The organism is Hyunsoonleella ulvae, assembly GCF_016827605.1.
Lineage (GTDB): Bacteria > Bacteroidota > Bacteroidia > Flavobacteriales > Flavobacteriaceae > Jejuia > Jejuia ulvae.
Genome location: NZ_JAEPJQ010000004.1, coordinates 233,472 through 252,032 on the forward strand (window position 1 = coordinate 233,472; position 18,561 = coordinate 252,032).

The 18,561-nt window shown below is 33.8% G+C and carries 20 protein-coding genes; 1 reads left to right on the plus strand and 19 read right to left on the minus strand.

Annotated elements, in window-relative coordinates; translation table 11 throughout:
* Positions 1–211 precede the first annotated feature (211 nt).
* Positions 212–2,323, minus strand: a complete 2,112-nt coding sequence (gene argS / locus JS605_RS12240; protein WP_203258017.1) for an arginine--tRNA ligase — start codon at positions 2,321–2,323, stop codon at positions 212–214.
* A gap of 409 nt (positions 2,324–2,732) precedes the next feature.
* On the opposite strand from argS, the gene JS605_RS12245 reads away from it, so the two are divergent.
* The gene (locus JS605_RS12245) at positions 2,733–4,802 is read left to right on the plus strand and encodes a tetratricopeptide repeat-containing sensor histidine kinase (RefSeq protein ID WP_203258018.1); all 2,070 of its coding nucleotides are present in this window, start codon (positions 2,733–2,735) and stop codon (positions 4,800–4,802) included.
* Between the two features lie 4 nt (positions 4,803–4,806).
* Here the strand turns inward: JS605_RS12245 and ctlX are convergent, their stop codons facing one another.
* The 18 genes from ctlX to rplF all read right to left on the minus strand — a co-directional run bounded on the left by ctlX (position 4,807) and on the right by rplF (position 18,561).
* Positions 4,807–5,742, minus strand: coding sequence for a citrulline utilization hydrolase CtlX (gene ctlX, locus JS605_RS12250; RefSeq protein WP_203258019.1), 936 nt, complete (start codon positions 5,740–5,742; stop codon positions 4,807–4,809).
* Positions 5,743–5,752: 10 nt separating this feature from the next.
* Positions 5,753–6,667 (minus strand): dimethylarginine dimethylaminohydrolase family protein, encoded by a 915-nt coding sequence (locus JS605_RS12255; protein WP_203258116.1) that lies wholly within the window; start codon positions 6,665–6,667, stop codon positions 5,753–5,755.
* A gap of 73 nt (positions 6,668–6,740) precedes the next feature.
* Positions 6,741–8,027, minus strand: coding sequence for a citrate synthase (locus JS605_RS12260; RefSeq protein WP_203258020.1), 1,287 nt, complete (start codon positions 8,025–8,027; stop codon positions 6,741–6,743).
* A gap of 378 nt (positions 8,028–8,405) precedes the next feature.
* Entirely contained in the window at positions 8,406–9,695 is a 1,290-nt protein-coding gene (gene eno / locus JS605_RS12265) for a phosphopyruvate hydratase (protein WP_203258021.1), read from the minus strand.
* 135 nt (positions 9,696–9,830) lie between these two features.
* Positions 9,831–10,955 carry a glutamine-hydrolyzing carbamoyl-phosphate synthase small subunit gene (gene carA / locus JS605_RS12270; RefSeq protein WP_203258022.1) on the minus strand — a complete coding sequence of 375 codons (1,125 nt, stop codon included), beginning with the start codon at positions 10,953–10,955 and terminating at the stop codon, positions 9,831–9,833.
* A gap of 113 nt (positions 10,956–11,068) precedes the next feature.
* Entirely contained in the window at positions 11,069–11,548 is a 480-nt protein-coding gene (rplQ, locus tag JS605_RS12275) for a 50S ribosomal protein L17 (protein WP_203258023.1), read from the minus strand.
* 72 nt (positions 11,549–11,620) lie between these two features.
* A complete protein-coding gene (locus JS605_RS12280; RefSeq protein WP_130965060.1) occupies positions 11,621–12,613 on the minus strand; it encodes a DNA-directed RNA polymerase subunit alpha in 993 nt (330 codons plus the stop codon).
* A gap of 100 nt (positions 12,614–12,713) precedes the next feature.
* Positions 12,714–13,319 (minus strand): 30S ribosomal protein S4, encoded by a 606-nt coding sequence (gene rpsD / locus JS605_RS12285; protein WP_203258024.1) that lies wholly within the window; start codon positions 13,317–13,319, stop codon positions 12,714–12,716.
* Between the two features lie 178 nt (positions 13,320–13,497).
* On the minus strand, positions 13,498–13,881 hold the full coding sequence (gene rpsK, locus JS605_RS12290) for a 30S ribosomal protein S11 (RefSeq protein WP_203258025.1): 384 nt from the start codon (positions 13,879–13,881) through the stop codon (positions 13,498–13,500).
* A gap of 106 nt (positions 13,882–13,987) precedes the next feature.
* Positions 13,988–14,362 carry a 30S ribosomal protein S13 gene (gene rpsM, locus JS605_RS12295; protein WP_203258026.1) on the minus strand — a complete coding sequence of 125 codons (375 nt, stop codon included), beginning with the start codon at positions 14,360–14,362 and terminating at the stop codon, positions 13,988–13,990.
* Positions 14,363–14,485: 123 nt separating this feature from the next.
* Positions 14,486–14,602 carry a type B 50S ribosomal protein L36 gene (ykgO, locus tag JS605_RS12300; protein WP_013305171.1) on the minus strand — a complete coding sequence of 39 codons (117 nt, stop codon included), beginning with the start codon at positions 14,600–14,602 and terminating at the stop codon, positions 14,486–14,488.
* Between the two features lie 95 nt (positions 14,603–14,697).
* Positions 14,698–14,913, minus strand: a complete 216-nt coding sequence (gene infA, locus JS605_RS12305) for a translation initiation factor IF-1 (protein WP_007094967.1) — start codon at positions 14,911–14,913, stop codon at positions 14,698–14,700.
* Positions 14,914–15,020: 107 nt separating this feature from the next.
* Complete coding sequence (gene secY, locus JS605_RS12310) at positions 15,021–16,376, minus strand: preprotein translocase subunit SecY (RefSeq protein ID WP_203258027.1); 1,356 nt, start codon at positions 16,374–16,376, stop codon at positions 15,021–15,023.
* A gap of 14 nt (positions 16,377–16,390) precedes the next feature.
* The gene (gene rplO / locus JS605_RS12315; protein ID WP_203258028.1) at positions 16,391–16,843 is read right to left on the minus strand and encodes a 50S ribosomal protein L15; all 453 of its coding nucleotides are present in this window, start codon (positions 16,841–16,843) and stop codon (positions 16,391–16,393) included.
* A 13-nt stretch (positions 16,844–16,856) separates the two neighbouring features.
* Complete coding sequence (rpmD, locus tag JS605_RS12320) at positions 16,857–17,036, minus strand: 50S ribosomal protein L30 (RefSeq protein WP_130937899.1); 180 nt, start codon at positions 17,034–17,036, stop codon at positions 16,857–16,859.
* 84 nt (positions 17,037–17,120) lie between these two features.
* A complete protein-coding gene (gene rpsE, locus JS605_RS12325; protein WP_042245238.1) occupies positions 17,121–17,645 on the minus strand; it encodes a 30S ribosomal protein S5 in 525 nt (174 codons plus the stop codon).
* Between the two features lie 6 nt (positions 17,646–17,651).
* Positions 17,652–18,008, minus strand: a complete 357-nt coding sequence (gene rplR, locus JS605_RS12330; RefSeq protein WP_130965054.1) for a 50S ribosomal protein L18 — start codon at positions 18,006–18,008, stop codon at positions 17,652–17,654.
* 10 nt (positions 18,009–18,018) lie between these two features.
* Entirely contained in the window at positions 18,019–18,561 is a 543-nt protein-coding gene (gene rplF, locus JS605_RS12335; protein WP_203258029.1) for a 50S ribosomal protein L6, read from the minus strand.

Here is an 18,561-nt window from a genome sequence, read left to right on the forward strand (position 1 = left end):
AAAAATAAATACAATTTAGGTAAAAATATAGCTTATAAATTTCAAATGATAATCATATGATTTTCAAATAATTGAAAATGCAGGCCGTTTAATTAATCTACGTGAGTTTAACTTTAACATATGGAAAAACATATGGTTATTTTAGACGCTCACATTTTCCATGCAAAAGTTTGCATCTCATAAAGCACTAGATGCCTCTAGATGTTAATGCTTACATTCTACTAGGAACATCTATACCTAAAACACTAAACGCATTTTTAATAGTATTGGCTACAGTATTAGATAATTGTACCCTAAACAGTTTTTCGTTTTCATTTTTTGCACCCAAAATGGAAACGTTTTGATAAAAGGAATTAAACTCTTTAACCAGATCATAAGTATAGTTTGCAATTAACGCAGGGCTATGTTGTGTAGCTGCATTTTGAATTACTTCTGGAAATAATTGTATCTGTTTAATGAGTTCTCGTTCTTTATCGTGGAGCGGTAAATTAAGATCTATTGACGCTGAGTTTGATACCTCTGCTTTTCGTAATATGGATTGAATCCTAGCATATGTATATTGTATAAAAGGTCCTGTATTTCCTTGAAAATCTATAGACTCTTTTGGATTAAACAAAATACGCTTTTTAGGATCTACTTTTAATATGTAATATTTTAACGCCCCTAGACCAATGATTTTGTAGAGTTGTTGTTTTTCTTCATTTGAATATCCGTCAAGTTTACCCAACTCTTCTGAAATTTCTTCAGCAGTTTTAGCCATATCTTCGATAAGATCGTCTGCATCAACTACTGTGCCTTCTCTACTCTTCATTTTACCACTTGGTAAATCTACCATGCCGTAGCTTAAATGGTATAAGTTTTCAGCCCAATCAAATCCTAACTTTTTCAGAATTAAAAATAGTACCTTAAAGTGGTAGTCTTGCTCATTACCCACTGTATAAACCATACCACCAACATCTGGATAATCCTTTACACGTTGAATAGCTGTACCTATGTCTTGAGTCATATAAACTGCAGTTCCGTCTGCTCTCAATACTATTTTTTTATCAAGACCATCTTCAGTTAAATCACACCAAACCGATCCATCTTCTTCTCTATGAAATACTCCAGATTTTAAACCTTCTGCAACAAATTCTTTTCCCAATAAATAGGTATTACTTTCGTAATATAATGCATCAAAATCTACACCTAGAGTTTTATATGTCTCTTCAAAACCATCATACACCCAACCATTCATTGTTCTCCAAAGCGTAACGGTTTCTTTATCTCCCGCCTCCCATTTACGGAGCATCTCTTGAGCTTCTTTTTGAATCGGGGTAACGTTTTCAAGTTCTTTTAGTAGAATTTTGAATATTACCCTAGAGTTATTATTTGGAAATTTAATCTCTTTACTCTTTATATAATGCAGAACGTTTTTGCTTTCAGAAATAAAATCTGATTTTATTCTATTAATGTAATCGAAATCATATTTTTTTAATAAAAACTTAAATTTTAAACTCTTTCCTGACGATAACAACTTAATATAGTTACTATCTAATCGTTTGTATGCCAAATAATTTTGAAACGCTTTTTCGTAAGCTTTTGTTATTAAATGAACTTTTTCAGATTTATTTAGATTGCCTAATTTGTGAGCATATAAATTTTTCTTTTTTTTGATATTTTCAAACTCATAAACCGCTTGTCTGAATATTTCTTTTAACTCATAATTCAAAATTTCATTATACTTCACATAATAGTTCCCAACTAGTTTATCACCTTTTAAACCTGTACTTTCTGGAGTTTCTCCATTTCCAAATCGCTTCCAAGCCAACATACTTTTACAAATATGAATCCCCCTATCATTGATTATCTGGGTTTTATAAACCTTTTTACCTGAAGCTTTTAAAATTTCAGCTACACTATACCCTAAGAGGTTATTTCGAATATGCCCTAAATGTAATGGTTTGTTGGTATTTGGTGATGAATACTCTACCATAATAGACCTTTCGTCTTCTTTTGGGGTCACTAAACCATATTTCTCTTTACCTTTTATGCTTTCAAAGAAATTAAGGTAATAAACATCACTAATTTCTATATTTAAAAACCCCTTTACAACGTTAAACCCTTTTACCTCATCTACATGTTTTACAAGGTAATCTCCTATAACTTGTCCTATTTGTACTGGGTTTCCTTTTATAAATCGTAACATAGAGAAAATAACCACGGTAATATCTCCAGTAAACTCCTTTCTTGTTGCTTGGAATTCTATGGATTCTAACGCTACATCGAACTGCTCTGAAACAGCCTTTTTAATTTGATTTGATAAAATATCTTGAAAGCCCATTAAAACTAAATTATTAGGCGGCAAAGATAGAAAGATTTTAATCTATTCTCTAAGAATTGCACAGGCTATTGGTTGATAAGTTTAACATAAAAAAGTAGGTACTTTTCCCTTTAAATTAACATTTTATAATACCAGCATGCATTTCATCGACAAAAGTGTCGTTTTTCTATGTTTTTTGCACTTAATCTATTCGTCGATTTTTCCCAAAAAAACAGCTCGCTTTTCATCTAATTTTTTGGTAGAAAAACCCATAAATTAGAATATAAAACGGCTTTTTACAACTTTTGTTTACCGAAGCTATTATTACACAAAGAATTGATCTTTTATAAAACCCCTAAAGACAACTTGATTTCCCTCAACCAAGCTTCTTTAAATAATAGCTTTTGCAAAAGCTATAATTAAGCGCTGTATGAGGAGAAATATTACTCTCATTTTACTTTTTCAAGTATTTTTTGGTTTTACCCAAACCAAAGAACTAGACAGCCTATCCATAACTTTAGGATTTGAAACTAACGACTCTCTCAAAGTTGATACATCCCTTAAAATAATAAAGATTCTTTACAACTCTGGAGATTATGAACGTGCGCTTAAGTATATTAAGTTAAGCGACCAACTTTCTACGAGCATTAATTATGATAAGGGTACTGCAAAAACCACCTATTACAAAGCATTGATTTATGCTGAAAAGAATGATTACATAAATGCCATGGATGGCTATACCAAAGCTAAAGCCTTATTTAATAAACTTAAGGATACGCTAAATATAGCCAAGGTTAACAACAGTATTGGCCTAATTGAAATGGAACGTGGCAACTTTAGCAGGGGACTGCAATATTCCTTATCTGCGATACACGAACTAGAACGTAGGGGTTTAAGCCATGAACTACGTTCCGCTTACACTAGTCTTGGAGAAACATATTATAAGCTTGATGCTGTAGATAAATCTATAGCCTATAATTTAAAAGCGCTAGATATACAAGAACAACTAAATGATTCTATAGGAATTAGTAATTCTAGCTTGCTTTTGGCAGAGCTATATTCTAAATCCAAAGAACATAGAAAAGCTATAGAGTTTTATGAAAAGGTCTTGAACAGCACTAAAGGTAAAACTGATGCTATTAGAAGTAATGTTTTACCAAAATTGGGTGGAGAATATTTAGAGTTTAACGATTATGTATCGGCAGGTAAATACTTGATTGAAGGCTTATCTTTAAATAGAAAAAGTAAGAACAAAGCAAATCTAGTTATTACCCTAAATAACCTTGGCAAGTTAAACTTAAAACAAGGAAGATTACGTACAGCCGGACAACAATTGTTTGAAGCTGGTACTTTAGCAAAAAAGATAAATAACCCTAATGAGCTTTTAAAATATTACGGCTTAATGAAAGCTTTAGATTCTACCTCTAAAAGATTTGATAGAGCTTTTGTTTGGCAACGCCGCTATTATAATCTAAGAGATAGCCTTAACACTTCCAAGGTAAAAGCCATTACTAAAACTCCCGACATTGCCATTAAAGACTTAAGTCTAAATTTTGACCAAAAGGAAGAGGCAAAAACTGAAACTGTCATAAATACGCCTACCGATATTGAACGGGAAGACAAACTTCGCAAATTTAAACTCTTCTTTTACATTTTATTGGGCATTCTTGCTATAGTATCCATATTTCTGGTTTTAATATATTTAAAACGAAACCATAGCTTAAGATATGTGCATGAGCTTGAAGAAAAAAACCTAAAAATACAATTACAAAACGAAGCGTTTGTTGAACAAACCCAACACTTAGAAAACGTAAACAATGTAAAGGATAAATTATTTTCTATAGTTTCTCATGATTTAAAAGATTCTTTATCTTCCATAAATGGCTTTATTGACTTACTTAGAGATGGTTCTTTATCAAGGGAAGAATTTGATAATTTGATACCTGAATTGAGTGAAAACGCTAATAATGCTTCGTTACTCTTATTTAATTTATTAAACTGGTCTAAGTCTCAAATGCAGTCTCTTAAACCAAGTCCTAGCCTGTTTGATATTCAAGAGGTGTTTGAAGAAAAGATAAAACTTGTTGAACAACGTTTAGAAAGCAAGGGTATTGAACTTATTGATCACTCGCTTAGGGACTTTGCCTATGCTGACAGGAGTATGATTGAGATTGTAATTCAAAATCTTCTAGCTAATGCCCTAAAGTTCTCCAGAAAAGGAGACAAAATTACAGTTTCTAACCATATAAGCAATGGTAGCTGTATCATTAGTATCGCAGATACTGGTATAGGTATACCTAAACATAATTTAGAAAAACTTTTTAAAAATAACACCTACTCTACAATGGGTACCAATAATGAAAAGGGTACTGGCCTTGGCTTATCTATCTGTAGAGAATTGGTAGAACTTAATGGTGGAAAAATTTGGGTTGAAAGTACTGTTAATGTGGGAAGTACATTCTATGTGCAATTACCCAAGTCTAAGCCTAATGGCGATTAAACACTTAAGTTTTAGGTAAAAACACTTCTGCCATCATACAACGGGCACTTCCGCCTCCACACGTTTCTATAATATCTAAACTACTTGACATAATTTTACAGTGTTTTTCAATTTTACCAATCTGTGTTATGGTCAGTGAATTATATGCTGATTGGCTCATAATTAAAAATAATTCATCATTATGTCCACGTAATTGAAGCATATTACCTGCAAAACTTACCACTTGAGCTTCTGTGATATCTATTATTTCCTTTCCACTGGATTTTAAATGATTGATAACGTTCTTTCGTTCTTTTTTATCATCAATACTACTCAAACAAATTACGGCAAAAGTTTCTGCAATACACATCATTACATTTGTGTGGTATATGGGTTTACGTATTCCACCTACCGTTTGGTTTGCTGTAAACACAATTGGAAAATACTCAAAGTCCTCACAAAACTCTATAAATAAATCCTCATCTGCCCGAGGAGACAATGCACAGTACGCTTTTTTGTTTACCCTATCTAAAATCACGCTACCGGTTCCTTCTAAAAAAACACCTTCTTCCTCAGCTGAAGTATAATCAATAATATGATGTATTGTAAAACCTTCCGATTCTATGGATGTTAAAATGTCCTCTCTTCGCTCTAAACGTCGATTTTCAGCAAACATAGGATACATACCAACATCCCCATTTTCGTGAAATGACACCCAATTATTTGGAAAAATTGAGTCTGGAGTATCGGTTTCAATTCTATCATCAACCACAATTACATTAACACCTATGCTACGAAGCTTTGCCACATAAGTATCAAACTCTTGTTGAGCTTTAGTATTGACTGCTTTGGGCAGCATATCTTTAATTTCGTTCTGGTAATAGTTGTTCACTACCGTTTGCTCATTCATCCTGAAATTAACAGGACGTACCATTAATATTGTATTTGTAGTTTGCGACATATTAGTACTATTAATCCCTAAATAATGGTAACGTAGTACAGCGTAACAGCCCCTCTTGTTTCCCAATCTCTGAATATGGTACTTCTTCAACTTGAAAATCTTGCTCCCGTAACCAAGAGTTTAGTCTTGTAAAACTTTGTTCTGAGATAATTACATCTTCTGAAATTGAAAATACATTACTGTACATGTGATACATTTCGTCTTTAGTAATTTCAAATACATTTTCCTTTCCAAAGAAATTTACCAACCACCTGTATTCACTTTCAACTAAAAATCCATTTTTATGGATAATTGCTTTTCCTTTTCCAAGTGGATTAAAACAACAATCTAAATGCAATGCATTCTCACGAGGATTTGTATTAGATTTTCTAAGCTCAAAAGCTTTAACTTTTTTGTTTGGAAACAAATCTTGAATGGCTTTAACAGCTTGAACATTTGTCCGTGCCGTAATTAGGTCTGGATAATCTTCTCCAGAATAAGTACCCATAAAAATATAATCATTCCAAGGCATTACATCCCCTCCTTCAACATGACAATCCTCAGGAAGAATAATACGCTTATCCTCGGATACCTGATTCCATATATAATCAATTGCATGTACTTCTTCTTCACGATGTGGTAAAATATTAGCCTCGATCATCATATCTTCAATCACAAAGGCTATATCTCGAGAAAATATCTGATTACAGCCCTTTATAATATCTGGCCTGTAAACTTCAACGTCATATGCTCTGAATACTTTAAGAACGGCAGCCATTTCATCTAACATATCAGTTTCTTTAGGATACGTCCCTGCTTTTATGTGTTCTATACTTTTAGGATCGTAACAATCTTCAATCTTTGGAATAGGCCCGTTACTTTCTGCTGTCCCCAGAACTACCTTTCTTAATCTTGAAGTTTCATTTTGTATGTTAAGTTTTAGCATATGGTAAATATAAAAAAGCTTCATAACAACTATGTATGAAGCTTTAATATATTTTAAAAAAGTATTTTGCTTATTATCTCTTATCTACATCAATAAACGCTCTTTCTGTAGCACCAATATATACTTGTCTTGGTCTACCAATAGGTTCTTTGCGTAAACGCATTTCTCTCCATTGTGCAATCCATCCTGGTAAACGACCTATAGCAAACATTACTGTAAACATCTCGGTTGGAATACCCATTGCTCTATAGATAATACCTGAATAAAAATCTACGTTAGGATATAGCTTTCTATCCACAAAATATTGATCTTCTAAAGCTTCTTTTTCTAAACCTTTAGCTATATCTAATATTGGGTCTTCAATACCTAAATCATGTAAAACTTGATCTGCTGCCTTTTTAATAATTTTTGCTCTAGGATCAAAATTCTTGTATACACGATGTCCAAAGCCCATTAATCTAAATGGATCATTTTTGTCCTTAGCCTTTGCCATATACTTTTTAGTATCTCCACCATCGGCTTGTATCGCTTCCAACATTTCTAAAACTGCTTGGTTAGCACCTCCGTGAAGTGGTCCCCATAATGCAGAAATTCCCGCAGAAATTGAAGCAAATAAACCAGCATGAGATGAACCAACGATTCTTACAGTAGAAGTAGAACAGTTCTGCTCATGATCGGCATGCAAAATTAATAGCTTATCTAAAGCATCTACTAATACTGGGTTTTGGATGTAACAGCTGTTAGGTTTTGAGAACATCATCTTTAAAAGGTTCTCTACATAACCTAGAGTATTATCTCCGTAATCTAGAGGTTGCCCTTGTTTTTTTCGCATTGTCCAAGCTACTAAAACTGGCATTTTACCTAATAGTCTTACAACAGACTTATACATGTCTTCTTCAGAATCTACATTAACAGAGGATGGGTTAAATGCTGTAAGTGCACTTGTTAAAGAAGAAATAACACCCATTGGATGTGCTGCTTTAGGAAAAGCATCTAAAATCTTTTTGATATCCTCATCTACTGCCGACTCTGCTTTGATATCGTCATGAAACTTATCATTTTGTTCTTTAGTAGGTAATTCTCCAAAAATTAAAAGATAAGCTACCTCCAAAAAATCAACTTTATTCGCTAACTCTGCAATATCATAACCACGATATCTTAAGATTCCTTTTTCTCCATCTAGGAACGTAATGGCACTTTCGCAAGATCCTGTATTTTTATAACCTGGATCTATTGTAATTACACCATTAGTTGCTGCTCTTAATTTTGATATATTAATAGCTAGCTCATCCTCGGTTCCCTTTATAATTGGAAACTCATGTTTTTCTCCATTAATCTCTAGAATAGCGGTATCTGACATATGTTTTTACGTTTAATTTTTTCGGATTGCTAAATTACAAAATATCCCTTGATTTTAAGAAGTCTGCAAGCAAAGGTTTTGTTAATTTAGAAATCGATAAAATCAATGCCAAAAAAAGCGATTAGCTCAAAGTTTATCACGTTTTGCTTTAAATTTTATAAATTAGACTAACTACGTAGCTTCTAAATAACAAAATAAGTATTACTACTTAGAATTTTTTATTAGATATAATATGTTATTTCTGTATAAAATTTAAGTTGAAGTTTGATGATTTTCATCAATTTTAAAAGTGGCCATCAAATAGCATAGGTAATTTGAAAAAAAACCTGTTATCTTTTTATAATAACAGGTTTTTGTATTTAGTATTTGGAACTTTTGCTATTTCACTTTAAAAGCATTTTCTCCAGGAAAATATGCTACAGACCCCAATTCCTCCTCTATACGAAGTAATTGATTATATTTTGCCATACGGTCTGAACGGGATGCCGATCCTGTTTTTATTTGACCTGTGTTTAGTGCCACTGCCAAATCTGCAATCGTATTATCTTCAGTTTCTCCTGAACGGTGTGACATTACAGAGGTGTATCCAGCATTGTGAGCCATATTAACAGCTGCGATAGTTTCTGTTAACGAACCAATCTGGTTTACTTTGATTAAGATTGAATTTGCAATTCCGTTTTCAATACCTCTAGATAAACGTTCTACATTGGTTACGTATAAATCATCTCCAACTAGCTGCACTTTATCTCCAACTTTTTCTGTTAAAGACTTCCATCCATCCCAATCGTTCTCATCCATACCATCTTCAATAGAAATAATTGGGTATTTATCACATAACTCTGCTAAATAAGTTGCTTGTTCTTCTGATGTTCTTACTACACCTGTATCGCCTTCAAACTTAGCATAGTTATATTTTCCATCTTCGTAGAATTCAGCAGAAGCACAATCTAATGCTATTTTTACTTCGTCTCCAAATTTGTATCCAGCATTTTCAACAGCTTTACCTATAGTTTCAATAGCATCTTCTGTTCCGTCTAAAGTTGGTGCAAACCCACCTTCATCTCCTACAGCTGTACTTAAATTTCTATCATGTAACACCTTTTTCAAATGATGGAAAATTTCAGTTCCCATTTGCATTGCATGTGTGAAATTTTTAGCCTTTACTGGCATAATCATAAACTCTTGAAATGCAATTGGTGCATCACTATGCGAACCTCCATTGATGATATTCATCATTGGCAATGGCAATGTGTTAGCTGAGACTCCACCAACATAACGGTATAACGGCATGTTCAATTCGTTAGCTGCAGCTTTAGCAGCAGCTAAAGACACACCTAAAATAGCGTTAGCTCCTAATTTAGATTTGTTTGGTGTACCATCTAAATCAATCATCATTTGGTCTATTAGGTTTTGTTCAAAAACAGAAACCCCTATTAGCTCCTCTGCAATTGTGGTATTTACGTTTTCTACTGCTTTTAAAATGCCTTTTCCCATGTAAGTATCTCCTCCATCGCGAAGCTCAACTGCTTCATGCTCTCCTGTTGATGCTCCTGATGGAACAGCAGCTCTACCTAATACACCGTTTTCAGTGATAACATCTACCTCTACAGTTGGGTTACCTCTTGAATCTAAAATTTGTCTTGCGTGTACACTAACTATTACGCTCATAATTGGTTTGTTTTTAATCTTTTATTGCCTTACAAATTTAAGGCTTAAAACTGTTTTATTTACTAGCTTATATCATAAAATGACAAAAAGAAAGCTATAACGTTTTAGTACACTATAGCTCTATTTTATATGATATTATTCTACTGTTGACAATTTACTTTTCTTTATATTCTCAACAAATTGATCGAATAAATATGAAGAATCATGTGGTCCTGGGCTTGCCTCTGGGTGATATTGTACTGAAAATACATTTTTATCTTTCATTGCTAAACCTGCTACAGTATCGTCATTGAGATGGATGTGCGTTACTTGTAAATCTCCATTTGCTTCTGCTTCCTCTCTATTTACTGCAAAACCATGGTTTTGCGAAGTGATTTCTCCTTTTCCTGTAATTAGATTTTTTACAGGATGATTGATACCTCTGTGTCCATTATACATTTTATAGGTAGATACTCCATTTGCAATAGCGATTACTTGGTGCCCCAAACAAATGCCAAATAATGGCAAATCTCTTTTTATAATTTCTTTGGCAACTGCTTGCGCATCAACTAAAGGTTCTGGATCTCCTGGTCCGTTAGACAAGAAGTAGCCATCTGGATTAAAAGCTTCTAAGTCTTGAAATTTTGAATTGTATGGAAATACTTTAATGTAGCAATCCCTACTTGCTATATTTCTTAAGATGTTCTTTTTAATTCCAATATCTAAGGCTGCAACCTTGTATGTTGCATTTTCATTACCAAAATAATAAGGCTCTTTTGTGGATACTTTGCTTGCTAATTCCAACCCTTCCATACTTGGTACTTCTGCCAATTGTTTTTTTAGCCCTTCTATATTGTCAACTTCCGTAGAAATCACTGCATTCATGGCTCCGTGTTCTCTAATATAGCTTACTAAAGCTCTTGTATCAACATCTGAAACAGCCAGTAAATTATTTTTATCTAGAAAATTTTCTAAAGATCCATCTGCTGCCGGACGTGAGTACTCGTAACTAAAGTTTTTTACGATTAAACCAGCAATCTTGATAGAATCTGATTCTACTTCGTCCTCATTAGTACCATAATTACCAATGTGTGCATTGGTAGCTACCATTAATTGTCCGTAATATGAGGGATCTGTAAAAATCTCTTGATACCCTGTCATACCTGTATTAAAGCATACTTCCCCAAAAGCGGTTCCTTGCTTTCCTCCTACTGCTTTTCCATAAAAAATTGTACCATCTGCAAGCAGAACGATGGCATTTTGTTTCTTTTGATATTTCATTCTTATCTTTTATAAGATTCCCGCATTCACGAGAACAAAGTTTTACAAAAATTCAAAAAAAAAGGATAAACTAAAAATTGTTTATCCTTTATATATTAAATGCTTATTAACATTTATTCTTCCTCTTCGTTAGTTGATTTTGTTTCAACAGGTGCAGCAGCAGCTACAGCTTTACTACCTCCTCTTCTACTTCTTCTAGTAGTTTTCTTAGCTTTTTTACCAGCATTATAGATTTCATTGTAATCTACTAACTCGATCATTGCCATATCAGCATTATCTCCTAAACGATTACCTAACTTAATAATTCTAGTATAACCACCTGGTCTATCTGCTACCTTTGTTGCAACATCTCTAAATAACTCTGTTACTGCATCTTTCTGTCTTAGCTTACTAAAAACAATACGTCTGTTATGTGTTGTATCTTCTTTAGATTTAGTTACTAAAGGCTCTACAAATTTCTTTAAAGCTTTTGCCTTAGCTACAGTTGTGTTAATACGCTTGTGCTCTATTAAAGAACATGCCATATTAGCTAACATTGCTTTTCTGTGAGCAGTTTGTCTACCTAAGTGATTGAATTTTTTTCCGTGTCTCATGACCTTTGTTTTAAACTTCTATCTTGCTACTACACTCTTTTTGAGGAGCAAATTATAGAAGAGTTGATTAATTTAATCTTTATCTAATTTATATTTACTTAAGTCCATCCCGAAGTTGAGCCCTTTAACATGTACTAGCTCTTCAAGCTCTGTTAAAGATTTCTTCCCGAAGTTACGGAACTTCATTAAATCGTTTTTGTTGAATGATACTAAGTCTCCTAAAGTATCTACTTCTGCGGCTTTTAAACAGTTAAGCGCACGAACGGATAAATCCATATCGATTAGCTTAGTTTTTAACAACTGACGCATGTGAAGCGACTCTTCATCATAAGTTTCAGTTTGTGCAATTTCATCCGCTTCAAGAGTGATACGCTCATCAGAGAATAACATGAAGTGGTGAATTAACGTTTTAGCGGCTTCAGTTAACGCATCTTGAGGTGTGATTGAACCATCAGTAATAATTTCAAAAACTAACTTCTCATAATCCGTTTTTTGTTCTACACGGTAATTCTCAATGCTATACTTCACATTTTTTATTGGTGTGTAGATAGAATCTGTAAAGATAGTTCCCATAGGTGCAGATGGTTTTTTATTTTCTTCTGCTGGTACATAACCTCTACCTTTTTCTATAGTGATTTCCATATTGATGCTCACTTTAGGATCTAAATTACAGATAACCAATTCTGAATTTAATACTTGGAATCCTGAAATAAACTTCTGGAAGTCTCCTGCTAATATTTGCTCTTGCCCTGAAATTGAAATTGAGATAGACTCGTTATCAATGTCTTCTATTTGTCTTTTAAAACGAACTTGCTTTAAGTTTAAGATGATTTCAGTTACATCTTCAACTACGCCAGCGATGGTTGAAAATTCGTGATCTACGCCTTCAATCCTTACTGAAGTAATTGCAAATCCTTCTAAAGAAGATAATAATACTCTTCTCAATGCATTTCCCACTGTTAAACCATAACCAGGCTCTAAAGGTCTGAATTCGAATTTACCTTCGAAATCAGTAGAATCGATCATGATAACTTTGTCGGGCTTTTGAAAACTAAATACTGCCATGTGTGTGTTTCTTCGTTTTAATTGTTATTTGGTTGCGCGGTTTATAAGTTTGAAGAAGTACAAATAAACCCTTTGGCCAAATACCAATGTTGTTAATTTATTATTTAGAATATAATTCGACGATGAATTGTTCGTTGATATTTTCTGGAATTTGGATTCTCGCTGGAACTGATACATAAGTACCTGATTTAGTATCATTATTCCAAGTAATCCATTCGTAAACGTGACTTGAGTTTGACAACGATCTATCGATAGCCTCAAGAGATTTGGACTTCTCTCTTACAGCTACAACATCTCCAGCCTTTAATTGGTAAGATGGAATGTTTACAATCTCTCCATTTACTGTGATGTGTCTATGTGATACTAATTGACGTGCACCGCTTCTAGATGGAGAAATTCCCATTCTGTAAACCACATTATCTAAACGAGATTCACATAATTGTAATAATACTTCACCTGTAATACCTTGAGCCGCTCTTGCCTTCTTAAAGAGGCCTCTAAATTGACGCTCTAAAATACCGTAAGTGTATTTTGCTTTTTGCTTTTCTGCTAATTGGATAGCGTACTCAGATTTTTTACCACGTCTTCTGTTATTACCGTGTTGTCCTGGAGGGTAATTTCTTTTTTCAAAAGATTTATCTTCTCCGAAGATAGCTTCGCCGAATTTACGAGCGATTTTTGTTTTTGGACCAGTATATCTTGCCATTTTTAATTGTTTTTGAGAGTAGTTATGAATTAAGGTCTAAATCTTATCCTTCGATAACCGTAAATCTCCCGTTGATACTTGTTTGTTTTTTCGGTGTGCAAATTTATGCAAAAAATTAATATCATCTGACAAACAGACAATATTAATTTTCTTATTTAAAACACTTTGATTAAAGTGATTAAACTCTTCTACGTTTTGGTGGACGACATCCGTTGTGTGGTAGCGGAGTTACATCAATGATTTCTGTAACTTCTATACCAGCATTGTGTATAGAACGAATAGCAGATTCTCTACCATTTCCAGGACCTTTTACGTACACCTTCACTTTCTTTAGTCCAGCTTCTAGTGCTGTACCAGCAGCATCTTCGGCTGCTAATTGCGCAGCGTATGGTGTGTTTTTCTTTGATCCTCTAAATCCCATTTTACCAGCTGAAGACCAAGAGATTACATCTCCTTTCTTGTTGGTTAATGAAATAATGATATTGTTAAAAGAAGCTGTTACGTGTGCTTCTCCTACTGCATCTACTATTACTTTACGTTTTTTTGTACTTGACTTTGCCATATTTTCTAGTTTCTAGTTGTTAGTTTTTAGTTGTTAGAATCCTAAACCTCTCGATTTCGAACAGATTCATCTAACTACTAAGTACTAATGACTAATGTCTATATTATTATTTAGTTGCCTTTTTCTTGTTAGCAACAGTTTTTCTTCTACCTTTTCTTGTTCTAGAGTTATTTTTAGTGCGTTGTCCTCTTAAAGGAAGACCTGCTCTGTGACGAATACCTCTGTAACATCCTATATCCATTAAACGCTTAATGTTTAATTGCGTTTCAGAACGTAACTCACCTTCAATAGTATAAGTTCCAACAGCCTCACGGATAGCTCCAATTTCGTCGTCTGTCCAATCTTGTACTTTGGTGTTTTCGTCAACTTTAGCTGTTGCTAAAATTTCTTTTGCTCTACTTTTACCTATTCCGTAGATATAAGTTAAGGAAATAGCCCCTCTTTTTTGTTTTGGTATGTCTACACCTGCAATTCTTGCCATATTGTTTTTAGTTTTTGTCCCCTTGCTTTGCTAGGGTAAATGTTAGCTTTTAGTTGTTAGAATCCTAAACCTTTCGATTTCGAACAGATTCATCTAACGTCTAAAACACTAATGACTTAATTTTTAACCTTGTCTTTGTTTAAATCTAGGATTCTTTTTGTTGATTACGTAAAGTCTTCCTTTTCTGCGCACAATTTTACAATCTGCACTTCTTTTTTTAACTGATGCTCTTACTTTCATCTTAATTTTAGTTTAAAAGTTCAAAAGTTCAAAGTTTAAAAGTTGATTAACTATACTTTACAACTTTCTACTTTATTACTTTACAACTTAATGTTTTAATATCTATAAGTTATACGAGCCTTAGTTAAATCATAAGGGCTCATTTCTAATTTTACTTTGTCTCCTGGTAATAATTTGATATAGTGCATACGCATTTTACCAGAAATATGTGCAGTCACAATGTGACCATTTTCTAATTCTACACGAAACATTGCATTTGATAATGCTTCTATTATCGTTCCGTCTTGTTCTATTGCTGCTTGTTTTGCCATCTTCTAGTTTTTAGTTCTTAGTCTTTAATTGTTAGAACTATATTACTTTAAAATTTTATTTGAGTTTTATTTCTAATAATCTAATGACTAACTACTATCGTCTAAATTTATGCTACCGCTTTTCTGTTTTTACCTGTTTTCATCAAGCCATCGTAATGTCTATTCAACAAATACGAATTGATTTGTTGCATAGTGTCAATCGCTACACCAACCATAATCAATAGTGATGTTCCTCCAAAGAACAATGCCCAACCTTGGGTAACATTCATTAGTTTTACAATAATTGCAGGGAACACTGCTATTAGTGCCAAAAATATAGAACCAGGCAAAGTTATCTGAGACATTATTTTATCAAGGTACTCTGAAGTTTCAGACCCTGGACGAATTCCTGGAATAAAACCTCCACTACGTTTTAAATCGTCTGCCATTTTGTTAGTTGGTACTGTGATCGCTGTATAGAAATACGTAAATACGATAATCAACAGTGCGAAAATTAGATTATACCAAAATCCAAATATATCAGAGAAATTAGTTTGCATCCATAAACCAGCAGCTGTATCTTTCATGAAAGAAGATCCTCCAATTAAGCCTGGTACAAACATGATAGCCTGAGCAAAAATGATAGGCATTACACCTGATGCATTTAACTTTAATGGGATGTATTGTCTAGACCCACCAGCTGCAGCTCTTTCATATCCACCAGAGGCAGTACGTCTTGCATATTGCACTGCAATTTTTCTTACTGCCATAACTAACATTACTGAAGCTAGTATGATAACAAACCAAACCACTAGCTCAATCAATATCATAATTAAACCACCATTAGATTCTGTTACCCTAGCAGCATATTCTTGAACAAACGATTGTGGTAAAGTTGCAATGATACCTACCATAATTAACAGTGAAATACCATTACCAATACCTTTATCAGTAATCTTCTCTCCTAACCACATGGCGAAAATACAACCTGTTACTAAAATGATTACTGATGAAAAATAAAATGTAAACCCTGTTCCTATAAGAAAAGCTGAATTTGGTATACCAAAAGCAGGTTGTAAACTTGCCAAATAACCAGGAGCTTGTACTAAACAAATTAAAATAGTCAACCAACGTGTTATCTGAGTAATTTTCTTTTGTCCACTAGCACCTTCCTTTTGTAATTTTTGCAAATAAGGAATAGCTATCCCCATTAACTGTACAACAATAGAAGCCGAAATGTAAGGCATAATACCAAGTGCAAAAACCGAAGCATTAGCAAATGCTCCACCAGTAAAAGCATTAAGCAAGCCTAATAAACCTCCATCAGCCTTATCTGCTAAACCACTTAATTGACTAGCGTCAATACCAGGTAATACCACTTGGGCACCAAATCGATAAACCAATAACAGACTCAAAGTAACAATGATTCTGTTTCTTAGTTCCTCAATTTTCCAAACATTTTTTATTGATTCTATAAATTTCATACGTTAATGTATTCTTATAAAGTTATCGCTTCTCCTCCTGCTGCTTCTATTGCAGCTTTTGCTGAAGCAGAAAACTTATGGGCAGATACTTTTAATTTCGCTTTTAATTCTCCTCTTCCTAATATCTTAACTAAGTCGTTTTTACCAGCTAATCTATTTGAAAATAATGTTTCGAAATCTACTGTATCTTTTACTTTTTTATCATCTACTAACGCTTGTAATGTATCTAAGTTTATAGCTTGATACTCTACACGGTTAATATTTGTAAAACCAAACTTAGGCACACGTCTTTGTAATGGCATTTGTCCACCTTCAAATCCTAATTTCTTAGAATATCCTGAACGTGATTTTGCTCCTTTGTGCCCACGCGTAGCAGTACCACCTTTACCTGAACCTTGTCCGCGACCTACTCGCTTGCCTTGTGTTTTTACCGATCCTTTTGCCGGCTGTAAGTTACTTAAATTCATTTTCGTTTATATTTTAAGCTTCTTCAACAGAAACTAAATGTGAAACTTTAGCAACCATACCAAGAATGTTTGGTGTGGCCTCGTGCTCTTTTACTTGTCCAATCCTTTTAAGACCTAAAGCTTCTAAAGTTCTTTTTTGTCTTTGCGTACGATTGATAGCGCTTTTAACTTTCGTTACTTTAATTTTTCCCATTTTTATCAGTTATTGGTTATTGGTTGTTCGTTATTAGAAAATCGGTGCAGTACCATCAACTATTAACTACTAACCAGTAACTATTTACGCGTTAAAAACTTTTTCAAGTGAAATACCTCTATCTCTTGCAATAGCATTTGCATCTCTTAATTGTAATAAAGCATCAAAAGTTGCTTTTACCACATTGTGAGGGTTAGATGATCCTTGAGACTTTGATAATACATCGTGTACTCCTACTGCTTCAAGAACTGTTCTAACAGCACCACCAGCAATAACACCGGTACCAGGAGCCGCAGGAATAATATTTACTCTTGCTCCACCATACTTACCTTTTTGCTCATGGGGTAACGTTCCTTTTCTAATAGGAATACGTACAAGGTTTTTCTTTGCATCTTCAACAGCTTTTGCAATTGCACTAGCTACGTCTTTAGACTTTCCTAAACCTTGACCTACAACACCAGCTTCATCTCCAACAACAACAATTGCTGAAAAACCAAATGCTCTACCTCCTTTTGTTACTTTGGTAACTCTTTGCACACCAACTAAACGATCTTTAAGATCTAATCCACCTGGTTTTACTAATTCTGCGCTTTTATATTTTTGATACATAATTTCTTAGAATTTAAGTCCGCCTTCTCTAGCGCCTTCAGCTAATGATTTTACTCTTCCATGGTATAAGTAACCACCTCTATCAAAAGAAATAGTTTCAATACCTGCTTTTAAAGCCTTTTCAGCAATGGCTTTTCCAACTAAAGCCGCAACTTCAGTTTTGTTTCCTTTTGCCTTAGCGATATCCTTATCTCTAGAAGATGCAGCGCTTAAGGTTTTACCAGAAACGTCATCAACTATTTGAGCATAGATCTCTTTATTACTTCTATAAACAGCTAACCTTGGTTTTGCTTCTGTTCCAGAAACTACCTTACGGATTCTGTTTTTAATTCTTAATCTTCTTTGATTCTTTGTCAATGCCATAACTCAATTATTAAGCTGATTTACCTGCTTTTCTTCTTAATTCTTCACCAACAAACTTGATTCCTTTTCCTTTATAAGGCTCTGGTTTACGGAAACCACGAATCTTAGCTGCTACTTGCCCAACTAATTGCTTGTCGTGAGACGTTAGTTTAACGATTGGGTTCTTTCCTTTTTCAGAAATCGTTTCAATTTTAACTTCTGGTGCAATGCTCATAACAATGTTATGAGAAAAACCTAAAGCTAAATCTAATTTCTGTCCTTGGTTTGATGCTCTGTAACCTACACCAACCAATTCTAGTTCTTTGGTCCAACCTTTAGAAACACCTTCAATCATATTGTTGATAAGTGATCTATACAAACCATGTTTCGCTTTGTGTTCTTTAGTTTCTGCAGAACGCGCAACTGAAACATTACCATCTTCTATTTTAATATCAACGGTATCAAAATTCTGAGTTAATTCTCCTAATTTTCCTTTTACCGTAATTACGTTATCCTTTACTTCTACTGTAACTCCTTCCGGAATTGCAACTGGGTTATTTCCTATTCTACTCAT

Bases quoted from the DNA above. Each gene is read 5' to 3' on its own strand.
- JS605_RS12245 (WP_203258018.1), top strand. From the start codon at position 2,733: ATGAGGAGAAATATTACTCTCATTTTACTTTTTCAAGTATTTTTTGGT.
- rplF (WP_203258029.1), bottom strand. From the start codon at position 18,561: ATGAGTAGAATAGGAAATAACCCAGTTGCAATTCCGGAAGGAGTTACA.
- JS605_RS12260 (WP_203258020.1), bottom strand. From the start codon at position 8,027: ATGTCAGATACCGCTATTCTAGAGATTAATGGAGAAAAACATGAGTTT.
- JS605_RS12255 (WP_203258116.1), bottom strand. From the start codon at position 6,667: ATGCTAAAACTTAACATACAAAATGAAACTTCAAGATTAAGAAAGGTA.
- secY (WP_203258027.1), bottom strand. From the start codon at position 16,376: ATGAAATTTATAGAATCAATAAAAAATGTTTGGAAAATTGAGGAACTA.
- rpsK (WP_203258025.1), bottom strand. From the start codon at position 13,881: ATGGCAAAGTCAAGTACAAAAAAACGTAAAGTAATAGTAGATGCAGTA.
- eno (WP_203258021.1), bottom strand. From the start codon at position 9,695: ATGAGCGTAATAGTTAGTGTACACGCAAGACAAATTTTAGATTCAAGA.
- infA (WP_007094967.1), bottom strand. From the start codon at position 14,913: ATGGCAAAACAAGCAGCAATAGAACAAGACGGAACGATAATAGAAGCA.
- rplR (WP_130965054.1), bottom strand. From the start codon at position 18,008: ATGGCATTGACAAAGAATCAAAGAAGATTAAGAATTAAAAACAGAATC.
- rplQ (WP_203258023.1), bottom strand. From the start codon at position 11,548: ATGAGACACGGAAAAAAATTCAATCACTTAGGTAGACAAACTGCTCAC.
- rpsE (WP_042245238.1), bottom strand. From the start codon at position 17,645: ATGTATCAAAAATATAAAAGCGCAGAATTAGTAAAACCAGGTGGATTA.
- carA (WP_203258022.1), bottom strand. From the start codon at position 10,955: ATGAAATATCAAAAGAAACAAAATGCCATCGTTCTGCTTGCAGATGGT.
- argS (WP_203258017.1), bottom strand. From the start codon at position 2,323: ATGGGCTTTCAAGATATTTTATCAAATCAAATTAAAAAGGCTGTTTCA.
- rplO (WP_203258028.1), bottom strand. From the start codon at position 16,843: ATGAATTTAAGTAACTTACAGCCGGCAAAAGGATCGGTAAAAACACAA.
- rpsM (WP_203258026.1), bottom strand. From the start codon at position 14,362: ATGGCAAGAATTGCAGGTGTAGACATACCAAAACAAAAAAGAGGGGCT.
- rpmD (WP_130937899.1), bottom strand. From the start codon at position 17,036: ATGGGAAAAATTAAAGTAACGAAAGTTAAAAGCGCTATCAATCGTACG.
- JS605_RS12280 (WP_130965060.1), bottom strand. From the start codon at position 12,613: ATGGCAGTATTTAGTTTTCAAAAGCCCGACAAAGTTATCATGATCGAT.
- ykgO (WP_013305171.1), bottom strand. From the start codon at position 14,602: ATGAAAGTAAGAGCATCAGTTAAAAAAAGAAGTGCAGATTGTAAAATT.
- ctlX (WP_203258019.1), bottom strand. From the start codon at position 5,742: ATGTCGCAAACTACAAATACAATATTAATGGTACGTCCTGTTAATTTC.
- rpsD (WP_203258024.1), bottom strand. From the start codon at position 13,319: ATGGCAAGATATACTGGTCCAAAAACAAAAATCGCTCGTAAATTCGGC.